The organism is Streptomyces sp. cmx-18-6 (assembly GCF_046548915.1).
In the GTDB taxonomy this organism is placed as follows: domain Bacteria; phylum Actinomycetota; class Actinomycetes; order Streptomycetales; family Streptomycetaceae; genus Streptomyces.
Map to the genome: position 1 here is coordinate 449,026 of NZ_JAEBEP010000001.1, position 23,444 is coordinate 472,469.

Annotated in this window: 22 protein-coding genes and 3 tRNA genes; 13 read left to right on the forward strand and 12 right to left on the reverse strand. The window is 70.4% G+C overall.

The annotated features are described in order from the left end of the window. Positions 1 to 150 precede the first annotated feature (150 nt). Positions 151 to 747, reverse strand: coding sequence for a ScbR family autoregulator-binding transcription factor (locus tag ACLJPL_RS02045; RefSeq protein ID WP_411078892.1), 597 nt, complete (start codon positions 745 to 747; stop codon positions 151 to 153). A 325-nt stretch (positions 748 to 1,072) separates the two neighbouring features. Here ACLJPL_RS02045 and ACLJPL_RS02050 point away from each other — a divergent pair, with 325 nt between their 5' ends. Further along, complete coding sequence (locus ACLJPL_RS02050) at positions 1,073 to 1,393, forward strand: DMT family transporter (RefSeq protein ID WP_411078893.1); 321 nt, start codon at positions 1,073 to 1,075, stop codon at positions 1,391 to 1,393. A 172-nt stretch (positions 1,394 to 1,565) separates the two neighbouring features. Then, on the forward strand, positions 1,566 to 1,952 hold the full coding sequence (locus ACLJPL_RS02055) for a DMT family transporter (protein WP_411079441.1): 387 nt from the start codon (positions 1,566 to 1,568) through the stop codon (positions 1,950 to 1,952). Positions 1,953 to 2,107: 155 nt separating this feature from the next. On the opposite strand, the gene ACLJPL_RS02060 is transcribed toward ACLJPL_RS02055, so the two are convergent. Continuing rightward, complete coding sequence (locus ACLJPL_RS02060; protein ID WP_411078894.1) at positions 2,108 to 3,055, reverse strand: ScbA/BarX family gamma-butyrolactone biosynthesis protein; 948 nt, start codon at positions 3,053 to 3,055, stop codon at positions 2,108 to 2,110. Between the two features lie 256 nt (positions 3,056 to 3,311). On the opposite strand from ACLJPL_RS02060, the gene ACLJPL_RS02065 reads away from it, so the two are divergent. From ACLJPL_RS02065 to ACLJPL_RS02075, 3 genes are read left to right on the forward strand one after another with little or no spacing between them, the layout of a single operon-like run. Next, entirely contained in the window at positions 3,312 to 3,938 is a 627-nt protein-coding gene (locus ACLJPL_RS02065) for a ScbR family autoregulator-binding transcription factor (RefSeq protein WP_411078895.1), read from the forward strand. Continuing rightward, entirely contained in the window at positions 3,935 to 4,963 is a 1,029-nt protein-coding gene (locus tag ACLJPL_RS02070; RefSeq protein WP_411078896.1) for an NAD-dependent epimerase/dehydratase family protein, read from the forward strand. The genes ACLJPL_RS02065 and ACLJPL_RS02070 overlap by 4 nt, the downstream gene beginning before the upstream one ends. Beyond that, on the forward strand, positions 4,957 to 5,616 hold the full coding sequence (locus ACLJPL_RS02075; RefSeq protein WP_411078897.1) for a TetR family transcriptional regulator: 660 nt from the start codon (positions 4,957 to 4,959) through the stop codon (positions 5,614 to 5,616). Before ACLJPL_RS02070 ends, ACLJPL_RS02075 begins: the two co-directional genes overlap by 7 nt. Positions 5,617 to 6,217: 601 nt before the next feature. On the opposite strand, the gene ACLJPL_RS02080 is transcribed toward ACLJPL_RS02075, so the two are convergent. Together ACLJPL_RS02080 and ACLJPL_RS02085 are read right to left on the reverse strand one after the other, a co-directional pair. After that, complete coding sequence (locus tag ACLJPL_RS02080) at positions 6,218 to 6,355, reverse strand: hypothetical protein (protein ID WP_411078898.1); 138 nt, start codon at positions 6,353 to 6,355, stop codon at positions 6,218 to 6,220. A gap of 22 nt (positions 6,356 to 6,377) precedes the next feature. Continuing rightward, positions 6,378 to 6,857 (reverse strand): glycine-rich domain-containing protein, encoded by a 480-nt coding sequence (locus ACLJPL_RS02085; RefSeq protein ID WP_411078899.1) that lies wholly within the window; start codon positions 6,855 to 6,857, stop codon positions 6,378 to 6,380. Positions 6,858 to 7,430: 573 nt separating this feature from the next. Here ACLJPL_RS02085 and ACLJPL_RS02090 point away from each other — a divergent pair. From ACLJPL_RS02090 to ACLJPL_RS02100, 3 genes are read left to right on the forward strand one after another with little or no spacing between them, the layout of a single operon-like run. After that, positions 7,431 to 7,691 (forward strand): hypothetical protein, encoded by a 261-nt coding sequence (locus ACLJPL_RS02090; protein WP_411078900.1) that lies wholly within the window; start codon positions 7,431 to 7,433, stop codon positions 7,689 to 7,691. Then, positions 7,663 to 8,187, forward strand: a complete 525-nt coding sequence (locus ACLJPL_RS02095) for a DUF6879 family protein (RefSeq protein WP_411078901.1) — start codon at positions 7,663 to 7,665, stop codon at positions 8,185 to 8,187. Before ACLJPL_RS02090 ends, ACLJPL_RS02095 begins: the two co-directional genes overlap by 29 nt. An 18-nt stretch (positions 8,188 to 8,205) precedes the next feature. Next, on the forward strand, positions 8,206 to 9,063 hold the full coding sequence (locus tag ACLJPL_RS02100) for a helix-turn-helix domain-containing protein (protein ID WP_411078902.1): 858 nt from the start codon (positions 8,206 to 8,208) through the stop codon (positions 9,061 to 9,063). A gap of 284 nt (positions 9,064 to 9,347) precedes the next feature. On the opposite strand, the gene ACLJPL_RS02105 is transcribed toward ACLJPL_RS02100, so the two are convergent. The 3 genes from ACLJPL_RS02105 to ACLJPL_RS02115 all read right to left on the reverse strand — a co-directional run bounded on the left by ACLJPL_RS02105 (position 9,348) and on the right by ACLJPL_RS02115 (position 9,809). Continuing rightward, a tRNA-Ile gene (locus ACLJPL_RS02105) sits at positions 9,348 to 9,424 on the reverse strand. Positions 9,425 to 9,658: 234 nt separating this feature from the next. Next, positions 9,659 to 9,731 (reverse strand) — tRNA-Asn (locus ACLJPL_RS02110). A gap of 5 nt (positions 9,732 to 9,736) precedes the next feature. After that, positions 9,737 to 9,809, reverse strand: a tRNA-Asn gene (locus ACLJPL_RS02115). 182 nt (positions 9,810 to 9,991) lie between these two features. Between ACLJPL_RS02115 and ACLJPL_RS02120 the strand changes: the two genes are divergently transcribed. The 4 genes from ACLJPL_RS02120 (at position 9,992) to ACLJPL_RS02135 (ending at position 15,810) form a co-directional block, all read left to right on the forward strand. Then, a complete protein-coding gene (locus ACLJPL_RS02120) occupies positions 9,992 to 10,294 on the forward strand; it encodes a YtxH domain-containing protein (protein ID WP_411079442.1) in 303 nt (100 codons plus the stop codon). A gap of 169 nt (positions 10,295 to 10,463) precedes the next feature. Then, the gene (locus ACLJPL_RS02125) at positions 10,464 to 11,918 is read left to right on the forward strand and encodes an FGGY family carbohydrate kinase (protein ID WP_411078903.1); all 1,455 of its coding nucleotides are present in this window, start codon (positions 10,464 to 10,466) and stop codon (positions 11,916 to 11,918) included. A gap of 230 nt (positions 11,919 to 12,148) precedes the next feature. Then, a complete protein-coding gene (locus ACLJPL_RS02130) occupies positions 12,149 to 13,882 on the forward strand; it encodes an ABC transporter ATP-binding protein (protein ID WP_411078904.1) in 1,734 nt (577 codons plus the stop codon). Then, the gene (locus ACLJPL_RS02135) at positions 13,882 to 15,810 is read left to right on the forward strand and encodes an ABC transporter ATP-binding protein (protein ID WP_411078905.1); all 1,929 of its coding nucleotides are present in this window, start codon (positions 13,882 to 13,884) and stop codon (positions 15,808 to 15,810) included. Before ACLJPL_RS02130 ends, ACLJPL_RS02135 begins: the two co-directional genes overlap by 1 nt. Before the next feature lie 60 nt (positions 15,811 to 15,870). Here the strand turns inward: ACLJPL_RS02135 and ACLJPL_RS02140 are convergent, their stop codons facing one another. Both ACLJPL_RS02140 and dnaG read right to left on the reverse strand, forming a co-directional pair. After that, positions 15,871 to 17,046: an RNA polymerase sigma factor gene (locus tag ACLJPL_RS02140; RefSeq protein WP_411078906.1), complete on the reverse strand. Its 1,176-nt coding sequence runs from the start codon at positions 17,044 to 17,046 to the stop codon at positions 15,871 to 15,873. A gap of 263 nt (positions 17,047 to 17,309) precedes the next feature. Continuing rightward, positions 17,310 to 19,238 (reverse strand): DNA primase, encoded by a 1,929-nt coding sequence (dnaG, locus tag ACLJPL_RS02145; protein ID WP_411078907.1) that lies wholly within the window; start codon positions 19,236 to 19,238, stop codon positions 17,310 to 17,312. 113 nt (positions 19,239 to 19,351) lie between these two features. Here dnaG and ACLJPL_RS02150 point away from each other — a divergent pair, with 113 nt between their 5' ends. After that, a complete protein-coding gene (locus ACLJPL_RS02150; RefSeq protein ID WP_411078908.1) occupies positions 19,352 to 19,885 on the forward strand; it encodes a hypothetical protein in 534 nt (177 codons plus the stop codon). A gap of 96 nt (positions 19,886 to 19,981) precedes the next feature. On the opposite strand, the gene ACLJPL_RS02155 is transcribed toward ACLJPL_RS02150, so the two are convergent. The 3 genes from ACLJPL_RS02155 to ACLJPL_RS02165 all read right to left on the reverse strand — a co-directional run bounded on the left by ACLJPL_RS02155 (position 19,982) and on the right by ACLJPL_RS02165 (position 23,398). Continuing rightward, positions 19,982 to 20,443, reverse strand: a complete 462-nt coding sequence (locus tag ACLJPL_RS02155) for a hypothetical protein (RefSeq protein ID WP_411078909.1) — start codon at positions 20,441 to 20,443, stop codon at positions 19,982 to 19,984. Between the two features lie 179 nt (positions 20,444 to 20,622). Further along, positions 20,623 to 21,882: an NAD(P)/FAD-dependent oxidoreductase gene (locus ACLJPL_RS02160; protein WP_411078910.1), complete on the reverse strand. Its 1,260-nt coding sequence runs from the start codon at positions 21,880 to 21,882 to the stop codon at positions 20,623 to 20,625. Between the two features lie 136 nt (positions 21,883 to 22,018). Continuing rightward, positions 22,019 to 23,398 (reverse strand): deoxyguanosinetriphosphate triphosphohydrolase, encoded by a 1,380-nt coding sequence (locus ACLJPL_RS02165; RefSeq protein ID WP_411078911.1) that lies wholly within the window; start codon positions 23,396 to 23,398, stop codon positions 22,019 to 22,021. Between the last annotated feature and the right edge of the window lie 46 nt (positions 23,399 to 23,444).

Sequence of the window (23,444 nt, forward strand, 5' to 3'; positions counted from 1 at the left end):
CGTCCGTCACGACCCGGGCCGTAACCTTCGGCAAGCACATGCTTGACCGAGCACACAGTCGACCGGACAGCTTCGCTCTCGACACCGCCATCACCCCGCCCTCCCTGACCTGCCACAAACGGCCCCGGCGGCCCCCGGTCGGCACGGACCTCAGGGCGCGGGAACGGTCAATCGTTCGATGACGTCAGGAGGGGCCAGCGCGGGCAGGAGGCATCGCCACATGCTCGCGATCCGCGTCGTGAGGTCGGCCCGGCCGTTGGCGATCTGCGACATGATCTGCGTACCGGTGAAGGCGGCCACCAGCAGCGACGCACACGCCTCCTCGTCGACGGACGGCAGCAACTGCCCCTTGCCCCGTGCGGTCGCCAACTCCCGGGCGAAGCGGTCCGCCCACCACTCGTAGATCGCATAGTCCCGCAGCCCGACCTCATTCTCCTCCACCGCGAGGCGCACCCCTGCCCGCAGCAGGGTGTTGTGCCGCATCTGCTCCGCCAGATACATGGTCACGTCCAGGAGTTGCTGAAGTCCCGTTTCGCTGACCGGAAACTCCAGGTCGGCGGCCTGCTCCTGGATGACCGCGCGGGCCAGTCCCTCCTTCGACCGGAAGTGGAAGTAGATGGCCCCTGCCGTCACCCCGGCGCGCTCACCGACCTTGGAGATGCTCGCCCCCGGGTATCCGACCTCGTCGAACACCTCTGCGGCAGCGCGCAGAAGCACCTCCCGCGTTCGCGCCGCACGTGCCTGCATGCGCCGTGGCTCCTGCGTTTCCCACACGAATGCCTCCCCGAGGAAAAGAATTGTCGCTATGTTAATCGCCGCCCGCGAGCCGCGACCGGGGCGGACGACAAACCCGACCGGGGCCCGGCACGGAGCCCCCTCGCCACCTCACCGTCCCGTTTGACAACTAGATACATGACCATGCAATCTTTTCCCCGAACCACCCCCTCCCCAGGAGGGAAGTTGTCAGATATGTTTGCACGTACAAGCAACAATCTTCGTGTCTGGCACCGCCCCGAGCCCCGCGAGCACCATCCGTCACAGACCAATCCGTCACAGAACAAGAGGACCTCTCATGCACTGGTTGCACCTCGCCGTCGCCGTCATCTTCGAGATCGCCGTCGCCATCGCCGCCGGCAAGGCCGAAGGCTTCAAGAACCGCAAGTGGACCGCCCTAACACTGATCAGCGGCGCCATCGCCACCTTCTTCCTCAGCAAGGCCCTCCTCACCTTCGACGTCGGCGTCGGCTACGCCCTCTGGACCTCCGTCGCCGGAGTCGGCATCACCATCCTCGGAGCCCTCCTCTTCGGACAACGCCTCGACTGGCGCAAGGCCCTCGGCATCACCATCGTCATCGCCGGAGTCGTCGGCCTCCAGCTCAGCGGCGCAGCCTGAGCACCCCCACACCACACCCGCACCACCCCGAAACCCCCCGCCCCGCCCCAAAAAAACTCTCCGAACTCTCCGAAAAGGACCCACGCACATGACTTCCACCACCCCCACCACCGCCACCACCGCCGCCGCCGCCGCCGAGACCAACACCCCCACCGCCGCCCGCTCCTGGCTCATGCTCCTGCTCGCCGGCGCATTCGAAATCGTCTACGCCCTCGCCGTAGGCGGCAGCCAAGGCTTCACCATCCCCACCTGGTCCATCATCGCCGTCCTCTTCTTCCTCCTCACCCTCTACTCACTCAGCGCCGCACTGCGCACCATCGAAGTCAGCATCGGATACGCCGTATGGGCCGGCATCGGAGCAGTCGGCGCAGCACTCCTCGGCCCCCTCTTCTTCGACGAAACCCTCACCCTCACCAAAACCCTCTGGCTCACCCTCATCATCGGCGGCGTCATCTGGCTCAAGCTCAGCGACCGACCCAAGACCACCCCCAAGACCACCCACACCCCGCAGAACACCCAGGAGACCACCAGCCGATCCCACACCACCCAGACCGTGTGACACCGGCACCGGATCTCAACCACCCATCGGCACAAGGCGACAGGGCCCCCGGCAGCTCAGGATGTCGATGACATCCGAGCTGCCGGGGGCCCTGTCGCGCGTCAACGCGTTCGGGTCGACGAGCGGACCGGACCAAGCCGCGTGTCCGCCCTCGCTCAGCCCGCGGGCCGGAGTACGGGGGCCTCGGCGAGGGTCACGGTGGTGGACGCGACCGGGCGGGCGTGCTGTTGGGCCGTCACCATCACGCGCCGCCGCCCGGAGGCGTCGGTCGGCAGGGGGTCGGCCACCAGTCGGCAGGGCGCGTCGAACTCGGCGTACCGGGCGAACGCGGTGTCCATGCCCAGGACGACCACGGGCGCGGGGTGCGCGGTGGCGCAGGCCGCCTGGCGCGCCGCCTCCAGCAGCAGCATCCCGGGCGCATGGTCGACGGCGTGGTCGAAGAAGTACGGGTGTGTGGTGTCCGCCCGCAGCTCCCAGGTGCGGGGAGCGCCGGTGGGCGAGAGCACCACGTCCTTGACGTCGCCGCGCCCGACATGGGCCGGGTCGGCGGGGGCCGGCAGGGGCCGGTCGTGGAGGTCGCTGCTCAGCACACCGGCGTAAGGGCCGCGCAGGCGCTCGTAGACGGCCCGGTCCTGGATCGTGAAGCCGGTCCGGGCCCGGCCCAGGAGCCGTCCGTCGCGTTCGGCCTCGACGGACAGGGTCAGCGCGGAGGCCCGGTCCTTGCGGTACTTCACGTCCTCGCAGGTGACGTGCAGGTCCACGGCGGCGGGCGCGCTGTCGGCCCCCAGGCTCTCGGCCCGCAGCTCCCAGGTGAAGTCCCGCCACAGCAGTTGATGGCCCATCGGGACGCGGTAGGCGGCGTGCGACAGGAACGGCAGGACCTGCCGCACCGTCTCGCACCACAGTAAAGGGTCGTGCGTTCCGTGACGGGGCGCGTAGAACCCATGGCCGGCGGGCCACCGGGCGTGGATCGTGAAGGCGTCCTTTCCTCTGCGGCGCCAGGACTTCAGCAGCACCGAGACCGGATCGGTCTTATGGGTCTGCTCCTGGAGCACGGTGGCGACCGGTGTGGATGAGCAGTCGTCCTCAAGTATCGACAGCAAGACAGTTCTCCCCTAACCGCTGACTTGTCGTACCCCAGTACGATTCTGGAGTACATCGATAACATAAAGGTCATTCGTTTTACTTGTCGAGGGATCGTGGGTGAACAACGCTGATTTCCCGTCCAACTTCCCTGACAAACCGTCAAAAAGCGTCCCTGGAAGGGGGTTTCCGTGTAGGTGGAGAGCAGCGCCGCCCGGCGTTTAGGATGAAGAGCATTCTATTTTTGGATGCCGCTCATCAGGTTGAGGACGACTCATGGCTCAGACAAGGCAGGTCCGGGCGATCCGCACGCGCGAGGTGCTGCTCCGGGCCGCGGCCGAGGTGTTCGACGAAGCGGGCTACGCCGGCGCGAGCATCAACAGGATCCTGGAGCGCGCGGGCCTGACGGCGGGCGCCGTGTACTTCCACTTCAAGTCGAAGGAGGGCCTGGCGCGTGCGGTCATCCTGGAGCAGGCAGTCGACCTGCGCTTCCCGCAGGGCAGGACCGATTTGCAGCAACTCCTGGACATGACGGGGTACTTGGCTGTGGAGATGCAGCACAACACCCTGCTTCGCGCCGGGGTGCGCCTCGCGGTGGAGCAGGAGGTGGCGGGCCTGGAGGAGTACGCGATCTACGAGTGGTGGGCCGAGCGCTTCCGCGAGGAGCTGCTCGTGGCGCGGGACGGGGGAGAACTGCTGCCCGGGGTGGACGAGGCGGCCTTCGCCCAGTTGCTGGTCGCCGCGTACACCGGGACGCAGATCATGTCCCAGGTGTCGACGAACCGGGCCGACCTGCCGGCCCGGATCGCCGGCATGTGGCGCTGTCTGCTGCCCGCGCTCGCACCCGGGCACGTCATCGCCCACCTCAGACTCCCGCAACCCACCGGACAGGACAGCGCATGAGCGCTCGCGTGATCGCCCTCACCGGGGCGACGGGTTTCATCGGCTCGGCCGTGCTGCGGCGGCTGTGCGACGGCGACGGGCCCGGCCGTGACGTCGCGGTGCGGGTGCTCACGCGCACCGCGCCCGCCGGACGGGCAAAGGTCCCCGGCGTCTCCTGGCTGCCCGTCGACCTCGAAGACCCCGCCTCGCTGCGCGGCGCGCTGGACGGGGTGGACGTCCTCATGCATCTCGCGGCGCGGGTGACGGGCGACGAGGCCCAGTGCCGGGCGGTCAACCTCACCGGCACCCGGTCGCTCGTCGACGAGGCCCGGCGCGCCGGCGTCGAACGCCTCCTGCACCTGTCCACCGCCGCCGTCTACGGCGCGGGCCCCCACCACGGCATCGCCGTGAACGAGACCGCCCCCGCCCCCGTCTCGGCGGCCAGCCGCACCCGGCTCGCCGCCGAGAGCCCGGTCATCGACGCGGGCGGCACCGTGCTGCGTCCCGGGCTCGTCCTGGGATCCGGCGACCGCTGGGTCGTCCCCGCCCTGGCCGAACTGGCCGAGCGCGTTCCCGCGTACTGGGACGGCGGCCGCGCCCTGCTGTCCGTGGTGGACGTGTCGGACCTGGCCCGCCTGCTCGTCTCCCTGGCGACCACGCACCGGGCGCTCCCCGGCGTCTTCCACGCGAGCGACCCCCGCCCGGTCCGCAACCGCGATCTGATGGTGCGGCTGGCGGCGCTCGGGGTGCTTCCCGCCGTCGTGGACGACTGGTCCTGGGAGGACTGCCTGCGCCGGTTCGGTGACGCCGAAGGACGGGTGACGCAACGGCAGTTCGAGCTGCTGGCCCGCGATCACTGGTACCGGAGCGACGAGATCTGGCGGCTCGCCGGCTGCCCCGAAGGCCCGGGCCCGCTCGCCCGTCTGGAGAGCGCCGCGCCGTGGTACAGAGCTCACCTGACGCCCGGAAAGGCGAGCCACCCCGTCACCCCGGCCGCCACAACACCCCCTGCTGTACCGCCCCTTCGGGGGCCTGCTCAGTGGTGAGGCAGGGCCGGGCGGAGCAGACGCGCCGTACGCTCATCCAGGCCGCGGCGGGCGAGTTCGACCGTCACGGATACTCCGGGGCGGCGCTGTCCCGGATCAGCAAGGCCGCCGGGGTCACCCTGGGCGCGCTCACGTTCCACTTCCCCACCAAGAACGACCTGGCCGACGCCGTGGGAATGTCGGGCGCCTCGGAGACCCGCATCGCGCTGCGCCGCGGTACGGGGACGGCGACCGCTCCCCCGCTCGCCCAGGTGGTCGAACTGACCCGGACGCTCGCCCGTCTGCTGGCGTGCGACGTCTGCGTACGCGCGGCCGCCCGCCTGTCCCGGGACTGTGCCGACGCCACGCTCGTACCCTGGCAGAGATCCTGGCTCCCGATCCTGCGGGACCTCCTGGACCGGGCCCGGGCGGAGCGGCCCGGGGAGTTCGACCACGAGGGGCTCGAACTCCTGGTGCTGTACGTGGTGTCGGGCGTCGAGGCGGCCGCCCGCGCCGGCCACCCGGAGGCGGTCGTACTGGAACAGCTGCGCCGGGTATGGACGTTGGCCGCGGCCGGGATCCCCGGGGTGCTGTCCGCCACGCAGGGGAACCGACCGGAAACGCCCGGTGACGCGCCGCCGCACGAAGACCGGCACGGGCCGCGCGAGCAGTAGTACGACGCTCACGGCACGGACTCTCGCACCGCGCGCGAGAACCAGGACCCGGGGCCCGGTCTCGGTGACGACACCGGTGAACTCGGGGCCCGGCCCCAGAAGACGCCGGGCCCCGCCGTCATGACCGTCCGGCGCGTGCAGGTCGGTGTGGCGAAACCGTCCGGCGCGCCGTCGCCGCGGACTGACGGGGAGCAGCGGAAGGACTTCTCCCTCGTGCGGCTTCACCGAGTCTCTCGTGCGCTTCACCGTGTCTCTCGTGCGCTTCACCGTGGCACGAACCGCGCGCCGGACTCCGAACAGGCGACAGAAGGCGGCTGAGGGCGGTGCTGCCCACTGAGCCGTCCCCGTGTCCCCTGCGCGTCCACTGGATCATGGTCTGAACGTATGAACGGGGGCCGCCACTTTGGAGTGGCGACCCCCGTTTCACGTTTCCGCTGGAGAGCCTGCGGGGCCTCCGCTCACGCACCGCTCACGCAATCCCATGGGCTGCACGTAGGCTGACCTGCGCAGACTCCCTTGTCCCGCACCCCGTCGCGCACGGCAATGGTGACAGGAGCAGCCCCTGCCGCGCGAGGCAGGGGCTGCGGTCGATCTGGGCACGTTACGTCTCGGGCTCGGCGGGGATCAGGAACCCCCGTACCGGCCGGGGCTCGTCCGGGTCACGTGAGTCCGGTTCCTGCCTGGCCTTCCACGCGGCCACCATGTCCGCGTACCGCGGGTCGGTCCATTCCTTCGCCATGAGGCACCTCCTGCCCGGAAGGCTACGGCCACTCCGGCTTCGGCATCGGCCGGATCGTGCACTCCGGGGCGTGCTGGCACTGCGCCGCGACCGCCGCCAGGGTCTCGTCGGACGGGTCACCCCACAGCTCGACGTCCGGCACGTACCCGAGGTCGGTGATGGCCTGCCGAGTCCGCTCCAGGATGGCCGGGTCGTAGTTCGTCGGGTCGTATCCGGGGAAGTGGTGGACAAAGTTCTCGCCCAGCTCCTCGCACAGTTCGGCGTACACCGCGGTGTGCAGGAGCAAGGCGTGCCACCCATCGTCCACGATCCTGGACGGGGCGAGGCCGACGCCGGGGTTGCGGGAGCAGGCGGCCACGAACTTCAGCGCCTCCTCGACGATCCGGCCGGCCATCTCCTGGGACATGTCGGGGTTGGCGTCCATGACGGTGCCCCGGCAGCTGGCGAACCGCTCGTCGGGGATGAGCCCTCGGGCGACGACGGGTAACTGGCCTACGCTCATGGTGATCTCCTTCTGTCGGTTGGGGATCGCCCGCCCGGCCGCGGTCCTTCCAGGGAATGCGCAGCCGGGCGGGAGTCTGTGGGGTCGGGTCACCTTCGGGTCTTGCGCCAGGTGCCGCCCAGGCGTGCGGCTGTCGGGCCGGAAACACCTGCGCGGCATGCTGCACAGGTCACGGTGTGCCCGATGAGCGTGCGGTAGGCGGTGCCCCCGGCCGACGCGGTGGCCTTCACCGGTCTGCACCCGTGCACCCCGGGCACTCGCAGGCGGGGAACTGGTGCGTGGCCTCGGGCTGTTCGAGGGGGACCACTGCGGCCTCCGGACGGATCACGCGGGTGACCCCGTCGCGGTTCACCTCGTACACCTTGATCGTCATCACGGGTAGGCCCCCCGTCGCAGTCGGTGAGGAATACCGCTGACTGTAGGGACGCCCCGTGCACGCACACCACCCATGTGCAGAACTGTGCGCACGGCGTCGTCCTGACGAGTAATCGGCCGGATTGCCCCCTTGACCAGGGTGAAGCCAGGCATCAACTCTGATGCACAGAACTGCACACCCCGATATCGGAGGTCAGCATGTCGCTACAGTTCATTGGGATCGACCCCAAGACGGGGGACAAGCAGAGCCCCACCGTGTGGGTCGACACCGAGAACAGGGAGCTGGTCTTCCAGGGCTGGAAGCCGGGGCGAGCCCTCGAAGCCGAGTGCGCGGCCTTCACCGTGCCCGGCCACGCGGTCGGCATCCCCGACGACGAGGCAGTCATCCGCATCCCCGCCAGGATGGCCGACATGATCAGGAAGGCGTGCGATGCCCTCGAGCGTGCCGACCTTCGATGACCTGATCTCCAGGTGCACCACCGCAGTCCACCTGGAGATGCGAGACAGCTACGCCGTCGACTACGAGGAAGGCCCGTTCGCTCAGTGGCGGGGCGGCTTCCGGCACGATCCGGCAGACCGCGAGTCATGGTGGCGCCCCTGGCTCGACCTGATCCAGGACACCACCCAGCGTGGCGCGTCCGTCAAGCGGGCTCGCATCGTCTCCGAGCCGGTCAGCGAGTACACCCGATTCCTCTACGACGGGACCTTCACGAACGTCGCCGCCGGCGAACAGGTGCGGTGGCTGCCCCGCCGTCGCGCCTCCGATATCGCCCTGCCTGGCAACGACTTCTGGCTCTTCGACGACCAGTGGGTTCACTGGAACCATTTCTCGGGGGACGGCTCGTCGCTCGGTGAAGAGATCACCGACGACCCGGCCGCAGCCAAGCTGTGCGCCGATGCCTTCCGGGCCGTGTGGGACCGAGCAACACCCCACGAGCACTACAAGATCACCTGACAGGAACACATACCGCCCGTGCCCATCTCCCCTTCGTCATCAGCTCAGGTCGCGCGTGAGAACGTTGCGCGCCGCCTGCGTGACTTGCGCAAAGGGGCCGGCCTCACCGTGGTGCGGCTGGCCTCTGAGTGCGGCTGGCACCACGCCAAGACGTCCCGCATCGAGAACGCCCGCACCGCACCGTCCGCCTCGGACATCACCCGGTGGACGGCAGCGTGCGGCGCCGAGGACCAGGCATCCGACCTGATGACCCAGTCCCTCAACGCGGAGTCCATGTACCAGGAGTGGCGGCACCAAGTGCGGGCCGGGCTCAAGCAACTCCAGGACAGCTGGGTGGACTTCTACAGGTCCACCCAGCTGTTCCGCGTCTACTCGCCGACGCTGGTCCCTGGCCTGCTCCAGGCTGAGGGGTACGCCTCCGCACTGCTCTCCTCCATCGGCCAGTTCCGGGGGATCCCGGTCAACGACGGTGCAGAGGCCGGAGCGGCCCGGGTTGAGCGGTCCCGCATCATCCGCGAACCGGGGCGGGTGTTCGTCTTCCTGATTGAGGAGGCCGCTCTCAACTACCGGGTCGGAGACGCGGACGCCATGGCGGCGCAGCTTGGCCACCTACTGAGCGTTGGTGGCCTCCCGACCGTCTCCCTGGGGATCATCCCCTCGTCCGTCAGCAGAGAGCAGGGTATGTGGCCCCTGGAGATTTTTCACGTGTACGACGACGACTTCGTCTCGGTCGAACTGCTATCAGCCCAGGTCAACATCACCCAGCCCTCCGAAGTAGATCTGTACGTGAAGGCGTTCGAGGAACTCCGTCGGACGGCGGTGTACGGCCCTTCGGCGCGGGCCCTCATCGTGAAGGCCATCGACGCTCTCGACTGACCACGGGCATGACGAAAGGCCCCCACTGCGAACATCCGTTCTAGTGGTCGTTGCAACACCCCAGCTCAGGGGATGCAGTGGACTTTCAGATCCGACCGGATCGCGGCGGGCAAGGCCGGAGGAAGGCCGAGTCGCTCGTTCCCTGCGCCCGCCGTTCGGGGGTTCCCGACACGGCCGCTCACGCACCGCTCACGCAGACCCTGAAACGCCGAAGCGCCCCACCCTGGTCTCAACCAGTTGGGGCGCTTCGATGCTGGTAGGAACGTTCCTGCCAGTCACCGCAGTGGTGGGGCGGGTGGGACTCGAACCCACGGCCGACGGATTATGAGTCCGCTGCTCTAACCGGCTGAGCTACCGCCCCGTCTCGGCGTGGCGCGTACAAGTGTGCGCACCGTCTGCCGCAGCATAGCCGGTCATACGATCTCTCGCTTCGGATGGTCGACTTCGCCTGATCTTGAGGACGGCGCTGCGTGCTGCCCGGTTGCAGGTGGAATCAAGGAGACCCGAAAGTGTCCTTCCGGGGTCCTCCGCGCCTCCCGGAGGGGTCCCGGACGGGCACGCGAAAGAGGACCCCGAAGGGCCCTCTTTCGTTCGGCTCCCCCGACTGGACTCGAACCAGTAACCCTCCGGTTAACAGCCGAATGCTCTGCCAATTGAGCTACAGGGGATCGCGCTCCCCCGACTGGACTCGAACCAGTAACCTGCCGGTTAACAGCCGGCTGCTCTGCCAATTGAGCTACAGGGGATTGCTGCTTTGCTTCGAAATCGTACCTGCCTGGCGGCTGCCGGGCGGCGCGCGTTCGCTGCGACACATACATTAGCGCAAGCAGGGGGGTGCTCCGCCAATCGGTATCGCCCGGGGTGATCTCGGGTGCTCGCGGGTAGGCGGGCTGCACACGTCGCACCAAGCGTAGGAAGGGTGGCAGCCATGCGGTACCGGCTCACGTTCATCGCCGGAGTGGCCCTCGGTTACGTGCTCGGCACGCGATCCGGGCGCGAGCGTTACGAGCAGTTGAAGAAGTCGGCCCGGCAGTTCACGGAGAATCCCGCCGTGCGCAATGCCGCCGAGAGCGCCGCGCACAGCGGCCGGGACATCGCCGGCAAGGCGTACCACTCGGTGAGCGACAAGGTGGGGGACAAGGTGCCCGCCTCCGTGGCCGAGCGCGTCCGGTCGCTGCGGGACCGCAGCAGCCAGAACGGCGAGGACGACTGGGGTACCACCAATACCTGACCCCTCACTGATCCTTGACTGATCCGTATCCGGCGTCCGACCGCCTGGCGTTCGACGCCTGACGTGGGGCCCCGTCCCCGAGCCCTGTGCCCGGTGGCGGGGCCCCACGCGCGTCGGCCGCGGGCGGCGGCGGTTACGGGAAAGTCGCGCGGTGCGGCAGAATCTGCGTATGGGCATAGTCGCGGGGCTGGACAGTTCTTCCGCCTTCACTCACATCGTCGTCTGCGACACGGACACCGGCGCCGTGCTGCGGCAGGGGTATGCCGCGCATCCGGTCGAGGCCAAGGCGTCCGAGGTCGATCCGCAGGTCTGGCTGCTCTCCCTCGGTGAGGCGGCCTCCGGCGGGCTGCTCGAAGGGGTGCAGGCCATCGGCGTCTCCGCCCAGCAGCACGGGCTGGTGCCGCTGGACCGGCAGGGCAACCTGGTGCGTCCCGCCCTGCTCGGCAACGACCGGCGGGCGCAGGTCGCCGCGGCCGATCTGGTCGACGCGCTGGGCGGGCGGCAGTCCTGGGCCGAGGCGGTCGGGGCCGTGCCGCAGGCCGCGCAGCCCGTGGCGAAGCTGCGCTGGCTGGCGCGGACCGAGCCGGAGAACGCCCAGCAGGTCGCCGCCGTCATGCAGCCGCACGACTGGCTCGTGTGGCAGTTGCTGGGCCGGCCCGCCCGGCGGACCACGGACCGGGGCGCGGCCTCGGGCACCGGATACTGGTCGGCCGGGTCCGCCGCCTACCGGCCCGATCTGGTGGAGCTCGCGCTCGGGCATTCCGCCGCGCTGCCCGAGGTGCTCGGTCCCGCCGACTCCGCCGGGACCACGCCCGAGGGGCTGCTCATCTCCGCGGGGACCGGCGAGATCATGGCCGCGGCCTTCGGGCTCGGGGTCGCGGTGGGCGACGCGGTGGTGTCGCTGGGGGCCTCCGGGTCCGTGATGGCCGTGCACCACGAGGCGCTGGCCGACCCGAGCGGGATGATCACCTCGTTCGCCGACGCCACCGGGATGCACCTTCCGGTGGTGCACACCTCCAATGCCGTACGGGCCCTGCGCGGCACCGCCGAGATGCTCGGCGTGGACGGGCTGGAGGAGCTGTCGGCCCTGGCGCTGAAGTCCACGCCGGGTGCGTCCGGGCTGGTGCTGCTGCCGTACCTGGAGGGCGAGCGCACCCCGCAGTTGCCGCACACCGCGGGGACCCTGAGCGGGCTGCGGCGCGAGTCGATGAAGCCGGAGCACCTGGCCCGGGCCGCGTTCGAGGGGATGCTGTGCTCGCTGGCCGACGCCCTCGACGTACTGCGCGGGCGGGGCGTGGAGGTGCGGCGGGTCTTCCTGCTGGGGGCCGCCGCCGAGCTGCCGGCCGTGCAGGCGCTGGCCCCGGCGGTGTTCGGCACCCAGGTCGTCGTACCGCAGCCCGCCCAGTACGCGGCGATCGGCGCGGCCCGGCAGGCGGCGTGGGCCCTCGGGGTGTCGCAGGGCGCGCTCGACCCGCGCACTCCCCCGGCCTGGCAGGGCGCGGCCGCCCAGGTGCTGGAGCCGGGCGACGAGCTGCCGGTCGGCGGGGCGGTGCGGCAGCAGTACGCGGCGACCCGGGATCAGATCCACCCCGGGGCCTTCGACGGGGGCCGGCAGGCGGAGTAGCCGGTTGGAGGTGTCCGGCACGCACCCGGGGCCACCCCTCGGATGCGGGGCGCGCGGGGCCGGCAGGCGGAGTGACCCCGGGGTGTCTCCGGCGTACGCCCCTCCCCGCGTGCCCGCCCGGACCGGTCCTCCAGCCTTGACCTGAGTTTGGTGAAAACGGTTCGCCCTCGGAGTACGGCGTACGCGAAACTGGGTCGGCCTCTGCCCTACGCCGACTCCGAGAGATACGCGTGCTCATAAAACTCCTGCGGGCCCACCTGGGCCCGTACAAGAAACCCATCGCGCTGGTGGTCCTCCTCCAGCTGCTCCAGACCTGCGCCAGCCTGTATCTGCCCAGCCTCAATGCGGACATCATTGACAACGGTGTCGTGAAGGGCGATACCGGCTACATCCTGGAGTTCGGCGGTCTCATGATCGCCGTCAGCGTGGTGCAGGTCCTCTGCAACGTGGGGGCCGTCTTCTACGGGGCCCGGACCGCGTCCGCGCTCGGGCGGGACGTGCGGGCGGCCGTCTTCGACCGGGTGCAGTCGTTCTCGGCGCGGGAGCTCGGGCGGTTCGGGGCGCCGTCGCTGATCACCCGGACCACCAACGACGTCCAGCAGGTCCAGATGCTGGTGCTGATGTCGTTCACGCTGATGGTGTCGGCCCCGATCATGTGCGTCGGCGGCATCGTCATGGCGCTCGGGCAGGACGTCCCGCTGTCGGCGGTGCTGCTGGCGGTGGTGCCGGTGCTCGGCACGTCGGTGGTCCTGATCGTGAAGAGGATGCGGCCGCTGTTCCGGACGATGCAGGAGCGGCTGGACACGGTGAACCGGGTGCTGCGCGAGCAGATCACCGGCAACCGGGTGATCCGGGCCTTCGTCCGCGACGGGTACGAGGAGAAGCGGTTCCGGGGCGCCAACACCGAGCTCACCGACGTCTCGGTGGCGACCGGGCGGCTGATGGCGCTGATGTTCCCGACCGTGATGACGGTGGTCAACCTGTCGTCCGTCGCGGTGGTGTGGTTCGGCGCGCACCGGATCGACGGCGGCGGGATGCAGATCGGGGCGCTGACCGCGTTCCTCGCCTATCTGATGCAGATCGTGATGGCGGTGATGATGGCCACCTTCATGTTCATGATGGTGCCGCGCGCCGAGGTGTGCGCCGAGCGTATCGAGGAGGTGCTCGGCACCGAGTCGAGTGTCGTGCCGCCCGTCTCCCCCGTCACCGAGCTGCGGCGGCACGGGCATCTGGAGGTGCGCGGTGCGGAGTTCCGCTACCCGGGCGCCGAGGAGCCGGTGCTGCGGGCGGTCGATCTGGTGGCCCGCCCCGGGGAGACCACCGCGATCATCGGGTCGACCGGCAGCGGGAAGTCCACGCTGCTCGGTCTCGTACCCCGGCTGTTCGATGTGACGGACGGCGAGGTGCTGGTCGACGGCGAGGACGTGCGGACGCTCGATCCGGTGCTGCTGGCGAAGACGGTGAGCCTGGTGCCGCAGAGGCCGTACCTCTTCTCGGGGACGGTCGCGACGAACCTGCGGTACGGGAATCCCGACGCGAGCGACGATGAGCTGTGGCACGCGCTGGAGGTGGCGCAGGCCAAGGGGTTCGTGGAGGGCCTCGAGCACGGGCTCGACGCGCCGGTCTCGCAGGGCGGCACCAATGTGTCGGGCGGTCAGCGGCAGCGGCTCGCCATCGCCCGGACGCTGGTGCAGCGGCCGGAGATCTACCTCTTCGACGACTCGTTCTCGGCGCTCGACTACGCGACGGACGCCGCGCTGCGGGCGGCGCTGGCCCGCGAGACCGCCGGGGCGACCGTGGTGATCGTGGCGCAGCGGGTCTCCACCATCCGCGACGCGGACCGGATCCTGGTGCTGGACGAGGGGCGGGTCGTGGGCAGCGGCACCCATCACGAGCTGATGGACGGCAATGAAACGTACCGGGAGATCGTGCTCTCCCAGCTGACGGAAGCGGAGGCCGCGTAATGGCCGGTCCGGGCGGACGGATGATGGCCGGGGGCGCGCCCACCGAGCGGTCGATGGACTTCAAGGGGTCCGGCAAGCGGCTGCTGAAGCGGTTCGGCCGGGAGAAGGCGTCGCTGTATCTGATGCTGGGCACGGTGACGGTCAGCGTGGGGCTGGCGGTGGCCGGGCCGAAGATCCTCGGCAGGGCGACCGACCTGATCTTCGCGGGGGTGGTCGGCCGGCGGATGCCGGACGGCGCCACGAAGGCGGAGGCGATCGAGAGGCTGCGCCAGGAGGGCGACGGCTCGATGGCCGACATGCTCTCGGGGGTGGACTTCACCCCGGGCGAGGGCATCGACTTCGGCGCGGTGGGCGGCGTCCTGCTGCTGGCGCTGGTGATCTACCTCGGGGCCGGGCTGCTGATGCTGGCGGCGACGCGGCTGTCGATCCGGGTGATCAACCGGATCGTCTTCCAGCTGCGGGAGGACCTCCAGACGAAGCTGGCGCGGCTGCCGCTGTCGTACTTCGACCGGGCCAAGCGCGGTGAGGTGCTGAGCCGGGCGACCAATGACATCGACAACATCTCGCAGACGCTCCAGCAGACGATGGGGCAGCTCATCAACTCCCTGCTGACCATCATCGGCGTGCTGATCATGATGGTCTGGATCTCGCCGCTGCTGGCCCTGGTCGCGCTGGTGACGATCCCGCTGTCGGTGGTCGTGGCGACGCAGGTCGGCAAGCGTTCGCAGCCGCAGTTCGTGCGGCAGTGGCGGGTGACGGGGAAGCTCAACGCCCATATCGAGGAGATGTACACCGGGCACACCCTGGTGAAGGTCTTCGGGCGGCAGGAGGAGTCCGCGCGGGACTTCGCCGAGCAGAACGACGCGCTGTACGAGGCCGGGTTCAAGGCGCAGTTCGCCAGCGGGCTCATGCAGCCGCTGATGTTCTTCATCTCCAACATCAACTACGTGCTGGTGGCCGTCGTCGGCGGGTTGCGGGTCGCTTCGGGCACCCTGTCGATCGGTGACGTACAGGCGTTCATCCAGTACTCCCGGCAGTTCTCGATGCCGCTGACGCAGGTGGCCTCGATGGCGAACCTGGTGCAGTCCGGGATCGCGTCGGCCGAGCGGGTCTTCGAACTGCTGGACGCCGAGGAGCAGGGGCCGGACCCGGAGCGCGGTGAGCTTCCGAAGGAGCTGCTGGGGCGGGTGTCGCTGGAGAAGGTGTCGTTCCGGTACGAGGCGGAGAAGCCGCTGATCGAGGAGCTGTCGCTGAGCGTGGAGCCGGGGCAGACGGTCGCGATCGTCGGCCCGACCGGCGCGGGCAAGACGACGCTGGTCAACCTCTTGATGCGGTTCTACGAGGTGACCGGCGGGCGGATCGCGCTCGACGGGGTCGACGTGGCGCGGATGAGCCGGGACGATCTGCGGTCGCGGATCGGCATGGTGCTCCAGGACACCTGGCTGTTCGGCGGTTCCATCGCGGAGAACATCGCGTACGGCGCTGCGCGCGAGGTCACCCGGGAAGAGATCGAGGAGGCGGCACGGGCGGCGCACGCGGACCGGTTCATCCGGACGCTGCCCGACGGGTACGACTCGGTGATCGACGACGAGGGCTCCGGGGTCAGCGCGGGCGAGAAGCAACTCATCACCATCGCACGGGCGTTCCTCTCCGATCCGGTGATCCTGGTCCTGGACGAGGCGACCAGCTCGGTGGACACGCGGACCGAGGTGCTGATCCAGAAGGCGATGGCGCGCCTGGCCCATGGGCGTACGTCGTTCGTGATCGCGCACCGGCTCTCCACGATCCGGGACGCGGACGTGATCCTGGTCATGGAGAGCGGTTCGATCGTCGAACAGGGCACGCATGAGGAGCTGTTGGCGGCCGGGGGCGCGTATGCCCGGTTGTACGCGGCCCAGTTCGCCCAGGCGCTGGCGGAGGTGGACTGAGGCCGGGGCGTCGGCTGTCGGGCGCGGCGCCGGCCGCCTCGGCCGGTCGGTCTCGGCGGATCAGTCGAGGTAGCCGCGGAGTTGGTCGGCGAAGGCGTGGTCCCGCAGCCTGCTGAGGGTCTTGGACTCGATCTGGCGGATGCGCTCGCGCGTCACGCCGAAGATCCGGCCGATCTCCTCCAGGGTGCGGGGCCGCCCGTCGTCCAGGCCGTACCGCAGTTGTACGACCTTGCGTTCGCGCTCCCCGAGCGTGGAGAGCACCGCTTCCAGGTGCTGGCGCAGCAGCAGGAAGGCGGCGGACTCGACCGGTGAGGCGGCGTCGCCGTCCTCGATGAGGTCGCCGAAGGAGACGTCGTCCTCCTCGCCCACGGGGGCGTGGAGGGAGACGGGCTCCTGGGCCAGGCGCAGGACTTCGGTGACCCGCTCCGGGGTCAGGTCGAGCTGGCCGGCGACCTCCTCGGCGGTCGGCTCGTACCCCCGCTCCTGGAGCATCCGGCGCTGGACGCGGACCACGCGGTTGATCAGCTCCACGACGTGGACCGGGACGCGGATGGTGCGGGCCTGGTCGGCCAGGGCGCGGGACATGGCCTGGCGGATCCACCAGGTCGCGTACGTGGAGAACTTGTAGCCCCGGGCGTAGTCGAACTTCTCCACCGCCCGGATCAGCCCGAGGTTCCCCTCCTGGACCAGGTCGAGCATGGTCAGCCCGCGCCCCACGTACCGCTTGGCGACGGAGACGACCAGGCGGAGGTTGGCCTCGATGAGCCGGCGCTTGGCGGTGCGGCCCATGACCACCAGCCGGTCCAGGTCGCCGGCGAGCCGGGAGTCCAGGTCCGGGGTGTTCGCGAGGCGCTCCTCCGCGAAGAGCCCGGCCTCGACGCGGCGGGCCAGCTCGACCTCCTCGGCGGCGGTGAGCAGCGGGATGCGGCCGATCTCCCGCAGATACTGCCGGAAGAGGTCGGAGGTGGGGCCGCCGTTGTCCGCCCGGCTGCGCGCCTCGCGGGGTTCGGGGACGTGCTCCGCTTCCTCCATGACTGCCTCGGGTGCGCTCGGGACTGCCTCGGGTGCGCTCGCGGGCGGGCGGGCCGCCGCGGTCTCCGGGGGGTTTTCCGGCCGGCCCTCCGGGTGGTGGACGGCCCGGTTCTGCACGGGGATCGCCGATATGTGCTCGCTCGTCGGCATGCGCTCGGTCGCCGACATGTGCTCGGTCGTGGTCGTCACGGTCCGGGTCTGCACGGGGGCGACCTCCAGGTGATCGCTGCCGGATGACGGGATGGAGGTCCGCGCCGGGCCGTGTCGTCCTAGGGGGTGTCCTGTCGACCGGTCGCGCTCCGATGACTCTGGCAGCCCCAGTGTGGGGCACGGCACAGGGTTGCCACGAGGGGCGTGCGGGGACTTTCTGGTTCCGGTCGGTCACCGGCCGATTACTGCTCCCGGCTCGGTGGGCGGGCCCCCGGAGCTCGGTGGGCGCGGGGCTCAGGGCTCGGTGGGCGCGGCGCTCAGAGCGCGTCGGCGCCCTTGGCCTGGAGCAGCTGCGCGTACTGCTGGAGCACCCAGACCTCGTTCTGCGCGGCGGCCAGATCGTCGGGCGCGACATGGCTGCCGAGGCGGGCGAGGCTGCCCTGTACGTCGTTGATCCGGCGGTCGACGGCGCGCAGCCGGACCTTGACCAGGTGCTCGCCCGCGTACGCCTCGTCGATCGTCTTGCCGATGAAGACCTCGACGGCGAGCTCGGTGACGAGGGAGCGCACGGTGTTGTCGGGGGCCGCGTCCATCACTGCGACCAGATACTCGCGGTCGTCGCCGAGGCCGCGCTCGGCGCCGCCCGCCTCCGCGATGCACTGGCGCACGGCCGCGTAGGGCGGGGCGGTGAACTCGTCCACGCCGTACGCGTCGAAGGCCGGGGAGACCAGGGCGGGCTTCTGGAGGGCCAGCTTGAGCAGCTCGCGCTCCGTGCGGTGGGCGGGGCTGCGGAGGTGGAGCGCGGGGCCGGAGGGGGCGGTGGGGGCCCGGACGGCCTGCTGGGGTGCGCCGCCGCGCCGGTCCTGGGGCGGCGGTCCGCCCGGTCCCCGGCCGCCGCGTCCGTCGCCGCCCTTGTCCCGGGCCCAGCGGGCGAGCTGGGCGACGCGGCGGACGACGAACTCTTGGTCGAGGATGCCGACGAGCCCGGCGAGCTGGACGGCCACCTCGCGCTGCACGCTGCTGGTCTTGATCTTGGCGACGACGGCGGCGGCCTCGTCGAGCGCGGCCGCGCGGCCGGCCGGGGTCTCCAGGTCGTAGCGGCCGACGATCTGGCGCAGCGCGAACTCGAAGAGCGGGGTGCGCGGCTCGACCAGGTCGCGGACGGAGTCGTCGCCCTTGGCCAGGCGCAGGTCGCAGGGGTCCATGCCGTCCGGGGCGATGGCGATGTAGGTCTCGGCGGCGAACTTCTGGTCGTCCTCGAAGGCGCGCAGGGCCGCCTTCTGACCGGCCGAGTCGCCGTCGAAGGTGAAGATCACGCGGGCGCTGCCGTTGTCCATGAGGAGGCGGCGCAGGATCTTGATGTGGTCGTTGCCGAAGGCGGTGCCGCAGGTGGCGATGGCGGTGGTGACCCCGGCGAGGTGGCAGGCCATGACGTCGGTGTAGCCCTCGACGACGACGGCGCGGCTGGCCTTGGCGATGTCCTTCTTGGCCAGGTCGATGCCGTACAGCACCTGGGACTTCTTGTAGACGGGGGTCTCGGGGGTGTTCAGGTACTTCGGGCCGTTGTCGTCGTCGCGCAGCTTGCGCGCGCCGAAGCCGACGATCTCGCCCGCGGTGTCGCTGATCGGCCACATCAGCCGGCCGCGGAAGCGGTCGATGGGGCCGCGCCGGCCGTCCTGGGAGAGGCCGGAGGTGATCAGCTCCTTGTCGCTGAAGCCCTTGCCGCGCAGATAGCGGGTGAGGTGATCCCAGCCGGCCGGGCTGTAGCCGACGCGGAAGTGGGTCGCGGCGTCCTGGTCGAAGCCGCGCTCGGCGAGGAACTTCCGGCCGATCTCGGCCTCGGGGCTCTCCAGCGCGCGTACGTAGAACTCGGCGGCGGCCTGGTGGGCCTCGATCAGCCGGATGCGCTCGCCGCGCTGGTGGGAGGGGTTGTAGCCGCCCTCCTCGTACCGCAGGGTGATGCCCGCCTTGGCGGCGAGGCGCTCGACCGTCTCCGAGAAGGAGAGGTGGTCGATCTTCATCACGAACGCGATGGTGTCGCCGCCCTCCTGGCAGCCGAAGCAGTGGAACAGGCCCTTGGCGGGACTGACCTGGAAGGAGGGGGACTTCTCGTCGTGGAAGGGGCAGAGACCCTTGAGGTTTCCGCCGCCCGCGTTGCGCAGCTGGAGGTATTCGGACACGACGGAGTCGATCGGGACCGCGTCCCGGACCGCTTTCACGTCGTCGTCATTGATCCTGCCTGCCACGGGTGAAGTCTACGGGTGGACTCGGACAACCGGCTCCGCCCCCGGGCTCAGGAGGCCGGGAGCGGCCGGCGGAAAGCCGGTGCGGCGGGCGGTGCGCTCGGTAGATTCCCGCCATGAGCGATGACGCGGACTATGTGGACAAGAGCCCGGCCGCCGGACGCATGGGGAAGGCGGCGGAGTACCTGGTAGCTGCCTCCTGCATCCTCGCCACGGGCGGTGAGCTGAACGTCTCCACCTCACTCGTGGACGACGAGGGGGTGGACCTCGTATTCCACCGGCGCGGAAGCTCCGCGACGCTGGCCGTGCAGGTGAAGGCCCGTATGTCCACGGGAACGCAGTTCCAGCAGGGCAGGCTGATGGCCTTCGTGCGGTCGCAGACGTTCCAGCCGCGCACCGACCTGGACATGCTGTTCGTCGCCGTGGACGTCGAGCCGGGGGCGATCATGACGGCTTGGCTGATACCGAGCGGTGCGTTCGGCGAGATGGTGACCGAGCCCAACAGCAGGGGGCTCTTCCGGTTCTCGGCGTCGATGAAGCCCGACTCGAAGGACCGCTGGAGCCCGTTCCGGCTCACCGCCACGGAGCTCCCCCGGCGCGTCCTGGCCCGGCTGGCCGAGCTGGAGGGGGTGGGAGTCGCGCGGCGGTGAGCCGGGATCCCCGTCATCCTGACGAACGGATTCCGGGGATCGTCGCGGGGTCGGCCGGCGGTCCGCCGATGATCGCCGAGCGATGTCCGGGAGGGGCTACCGGGTGTCGGCGAGAGCGGACCGGAACCCCTCCAGCAGGTCCTCCAGCTCGTCGACCCTGTCCGCCACCTCGGAGAGCTTGGCCTTGTCCCTGTTGCCGGTGTGCGCGGCGTCGGACGTGTTCAGACGGCGCAGGGCCGCCTCGGCGGCCTCGGTGCTCGTGCCGGTGCGGACGGCGTCGATGACCGCCGCCGCGTGGGAGCCCGCCTTGTACAGGACGACGTACTTGTTCTGATCGCCGGGCAGCTCCGGGGGCAGCTGCGCGAGCCCGACGTTCGCCAGCTCGCTCTGGATGTACTCCAGGACCCGGACCTTCAGTCGCTGATAGCCGCTGATGTCCCGCAGCGCCCACATGGCGACACGAAGAACGCCGCCGTTGTCGCGCACGGCTTCGTCGAGCTCCTGCCAGGTGGAGAACTGCGGGGATTCGGTCTCGTCCTGCTCGATCACGGTGGTCATGGATCGGCCCCTCCCTAGGATCGCCGAATGACGATGCGTCAACTCTAAAGTAAAATCGCAAGTTGGAGCAAGGAGAATTCTTACTTTCCTCGACCTGCGATCTTAAGAGGGCGTCCTTGTCGCCGCGGAGCACGCTCTCCGGGGGCGCGAGCAGCGGTCCCGCGCCCCCGGAGAGGGCGTCAGAGCAGGGAGTCCAGCGGCGCCGACGGGTCGGCGAGGGCGTCCGGGTCGTGCTGCTGGCGGGCCCGGACGATCTCCTGGATGGTCTCCGTGACGTCCCACACGTTGACGTTCATCCCGGCCAGGACCCGGCGGTCCTTGAGCCAGAACGCGATGAACTCCCGCTTCCCCGCGTCGCCCCGGATGATCACCTCGTCGTAGCTGCCGGGCGGGGCCCAGCCGGAGTACTCCAGGCCCAGGTCGTACTGGTCGGAGAAGAAGTACGGCACCCGGTCGTACGTCACGTCCTGGCCGAGCATCGCGCGGGCGGCGGCCGGTCCGCTGTTCAGCGCGTTGGCCCAGTGCTCGACCCGCAGCCGGGCGCCGAGCAGCGGGTGGGCGACGGCGGCGACGTCCCCGGCGGCGTAGATGTGCGGGTCGGAGGTGCGCAGCGAGGCGTCCACGGCGATGCCGCCGCCGTGCGCCCGCTCGGCCGTCTCCAGGCCCGCGGCCTCGGCCAGCGCGGAGCGCGGGGCCGCGCCGATCGCGGCCAGCACGTCGTGGGCGGGGTGCTCCTCGCCGTCGTCGGTGCGGGCGGCCAGCACCATGCCGTCCTGGCCGACGATCTCGGTGAGGCGGGCCCCGAAGTGGAAGCGGACGCCGTGCGAGCTGTGCAGTTCGGTGAAGATCTGGCCGAGCTCCGGGCCGATGACCTGGTGCAGCGGGGTGGCCTCCGGCTCGACGACGGTGACCTCGGCCCCGTATCCCCGGGCGGCGGCGGCGACCTCCAGGCCGATCCAGCCGCCTCCGGCGATCACCAGGTGGCCGTTGTCGCGGCCGAGGGCGGCCAGCACGTTGCGCAGCCGGTCGGCGTGGGCGAGGCGGCGCAGGTGGTGGACGCCCACCAGGTCGGTGCCGGGGACGTCGAGGCGGCGCGGTTCGGAGCCGGTGGCCAGGAGCAGCTTGTCGTAGTGGATGACGGTGTTGTCGCCGAGCTGCACGGTCTTCGCGTACCGGTCGAGCGCCGTGACGGGCTGCCCGAGGTGCAGCTCGACGTCGGCGCCCGCGTACCAGTGGGGCTCGTGCACGAAGACGCTGTCGCGTTCCTCCTTGCCGCCCAGGTAGCCCTTGGAGAGCGGCGGCCGTTCATAGGGGTGGTCCCGCTCGTCCCCGACGAGGATCACCCGGCCGGTGAACCCTTCCGCGCGCAGTGTCTCGGCCGCCTTCGCCCCTGCGAGTCCCGCTCCGACGATGACGAACGTCCGATGTGCGTCGACCACTTGATGCCTCCTCAGTGCTGTGCTGCGCGGCGCCCCCGGCTGCGAGCGTCCCGCACGCAGCGTGATGGCGAAAGAGGGTGTGCCCCACGGAGGTCACACCCAGTGGTCATTTCTCCGGTCCTCTCCAGTCTGCCCCTCAGCCACGGCGGGCGGTGAGCGCGGCGTGCAGGGATCGTGCGGAGGCGTCGGTCAGGGCGGCGATCTGGTCGATCAGGACGCGCTTACGGGTGTGGTCGTCGTCCGCCTGGTCGAACAGCGCCCGGAAGTGCGGTTCCAGGCCCTCGGGGGCGCGGGCGGTGAGCGCGGCGGCCAGTTCGGCGATGACGACGCGCTGGTCGGCGCGGAGGGTCTCCTGCTCGGCGCGCTGCATCACGTAGCGGTCGGCGACCGCCTTGAGGACCGCGCACTCGTTGCGGACCGTGCGCGGGACGACGAGCTCCGCCCCGTACCGGGTGAGGCGGCCGGGACCGTACACCTCGCGGGTGGCGATCTCGGCCTCGGTGCAGAACCGGCCGATGAGCTGGCTGGTGGCGTCCTTCAGGCGGGCCTGGGCCACGGCGGAGCCGTCGTAGCCGTGCGGCCACCACTCCTGGTCGATCAGCCGGTCCAGCGCCTCCGCCAGCTCCTGCGGGTCGGTGTCGGCGGGGACGTACCGGCCGATGGCGACGGCCCAGATCGCCTGGCGCTCCGGCTCGGCGTAGAGGCAGTTGGGGTCGATGTGTCCGGCGTGCAGCCCGTCCTCGAAGTCGTGCACGGAGTACGCCACGTCGTCGGACCAGTCCATCACCTGGGCCTCGAAGCAGGTGCGGTCCTCGGGCGCGCCCTTGCGCGCCCAGGCGAAGACCGGCAGGTCGTCGGCGTACACCCCGAACTTCACCGAGTGCGGGTCGGTGGGGTGCGCGCCGCGCGGCCAGGGGTACTTGGTGGCGGCGTCCAGGGCGGCCCGGGTCAGGTTGAGGCCGACGCTGACCAGCTCGCCGGTGCGCGGGTCGCGGACGAACCGCTTCGGCTCCAGGCGGGTCAGCAGCCGCAGCGACTGGGCGTTGCCCTCGAAGCCGCCGCAGTCGGACGCGAAGTCGTTGAGCGCCTGCTCGCCGTTGTGGCCGAACGGCGGATGCCCCATGTCGTGGGCCAGGCACGCCGTCTCCACCAGGTCCGGGTCGCAGCCGAGGACCGCGCCGAGCTCGCGGCCGACCTGCGCGCACTCCAGGGAGTGGGTGAGCCGGGTGCGGGGGCTGGCGTCCCAGACGAGCGAACGGGTGCCGGGCGTCACCACCTGGGTCTTCCCGGCGAGCCTGCGCAGCGCGGCGGAGTGCAGCACCCGGGCCCGGTCGCGCTGGAAGGCGGTGCGGCCGGGGCGCTTGTCCTCCTCGGTGTCGAAGCGCTCGGTGTCGCCCGGCCCGTAGCTGCTGCCTGTGCCCCGCTCACCGTGCGTGCTGTGCGTGCTGTACGTGTCGTGTGCGCCGTGTGTGTCGTGTGTCTGATCTGCCCCGCGTACGCCCTGTGTGCCGTCCATGGTTCCGACAGTAGCGACCGGGACCGACAAACATGTCGTGAGCGGG

Coding starts and splice junctions, on each gene's coding strand:
- ACLJPL_RS02165 (WP_411078911.1), bottom strand. CDS start 23,398: ATGGACGGCACACAGGGCGTACGCGGGGCAGATCAGACACACGACACA.
- ACLJPL_RS02135 (WP_411078905.1), top strand. CDS start 13,882: ATGGCCGGTCCGGGCGGACGGATGATGGCCGGGGGCGCGCCCACCGAG.
- ACLJPL_RS02150 (WP_411078908.1), top strand. CDS start 19,352: ATGAGCGATGACGCGGACTATGTGGACAAGAGCCCGGCCGCCGGACGC.
- ACLJPL_RS02045 (WP_411078892.1), bottom strand. CDS start 747: ATGCAGGCACGTGCGGCGCGAACGCGGGAGGTGCTTCTGCGCGCTGCC.
- ACLJPL_RS02155 (WP_411078909.1), bottom strand. CDS start 20,443: ATGACCACCGTGATCGAGCAGGACGAGACCGAATCCCCGCAGTTCTCC.
- ACLJPL_RS02065 (WP_411078895.1), top strand. CDS start 3,312: ATGGCTCAGACAAGGCAGGTCCGGGCGATCCGCACGCGCGAGGTGCTG.
- ACLJPL_RS02090 (WP_411078900.1), top strand. CDS start 7,431: ATGTCGCTACAGTTCATTGGGATCGACCCCAAGACGGGGGACAAGCAG.
- ACLJPL_RS02085 (WP_411078899.1), bottom strand. CDS start 6,857: ATGAGCGTAGGCCAGTTACCCGTCGTCGCCCGAGGGCTCATCCCCGAC.
- ACLJPL_RS02120 (WP_411079442.1), top strand. CDS start 9,992: ATGCGGTACCGGCTCACGTTCATCGCCGGAGTGGCCCTCGGTTACGTG.
- ACLJPL_RS02070 (WP_411078896.1), top strand. CDS start 3,935: ATGAGCGCTCGCGTGATCGCCCTCACCGGGGCGACGGGTTTCATCGGC.
- ACLJPL_RS02080 (WP_411078898.1), bottom strand. CDS start 6,355: ATGGCGAAGGAATGGACCGACCCGCGGTACGCGGACATGGTGGCCGCG.
- ACLJPL_RS02125 (WP_411078903.1), top strand. CDS start 10,464: ATGGGCATAGTCGCGGGGCTGGACAGTTCTTCCGCCTTCACTCACATC.
- ACLJPL_RS02095 (WP_411078901.1), top strand. CDS start 7,663: ATGCCCTCGAGCGTGCCGACCTTCGATGACCTGATCTCCAGGTGCACC.
- ACLJPL_RS02055 (WP_411079441.1), top strand. CDS start 1,566: ATGCTCCTGCTCGCCGGCGCATTCGAAATCGTCTACGCCCTCGCCGTA.
- ACLJPL_RS02050 (WP_411078893.1), top strand. CDS start 1,073: ATGCACTGGTTGCACCTCGCCGTCGCCGTCATCTTCGAGATCGCCGTC.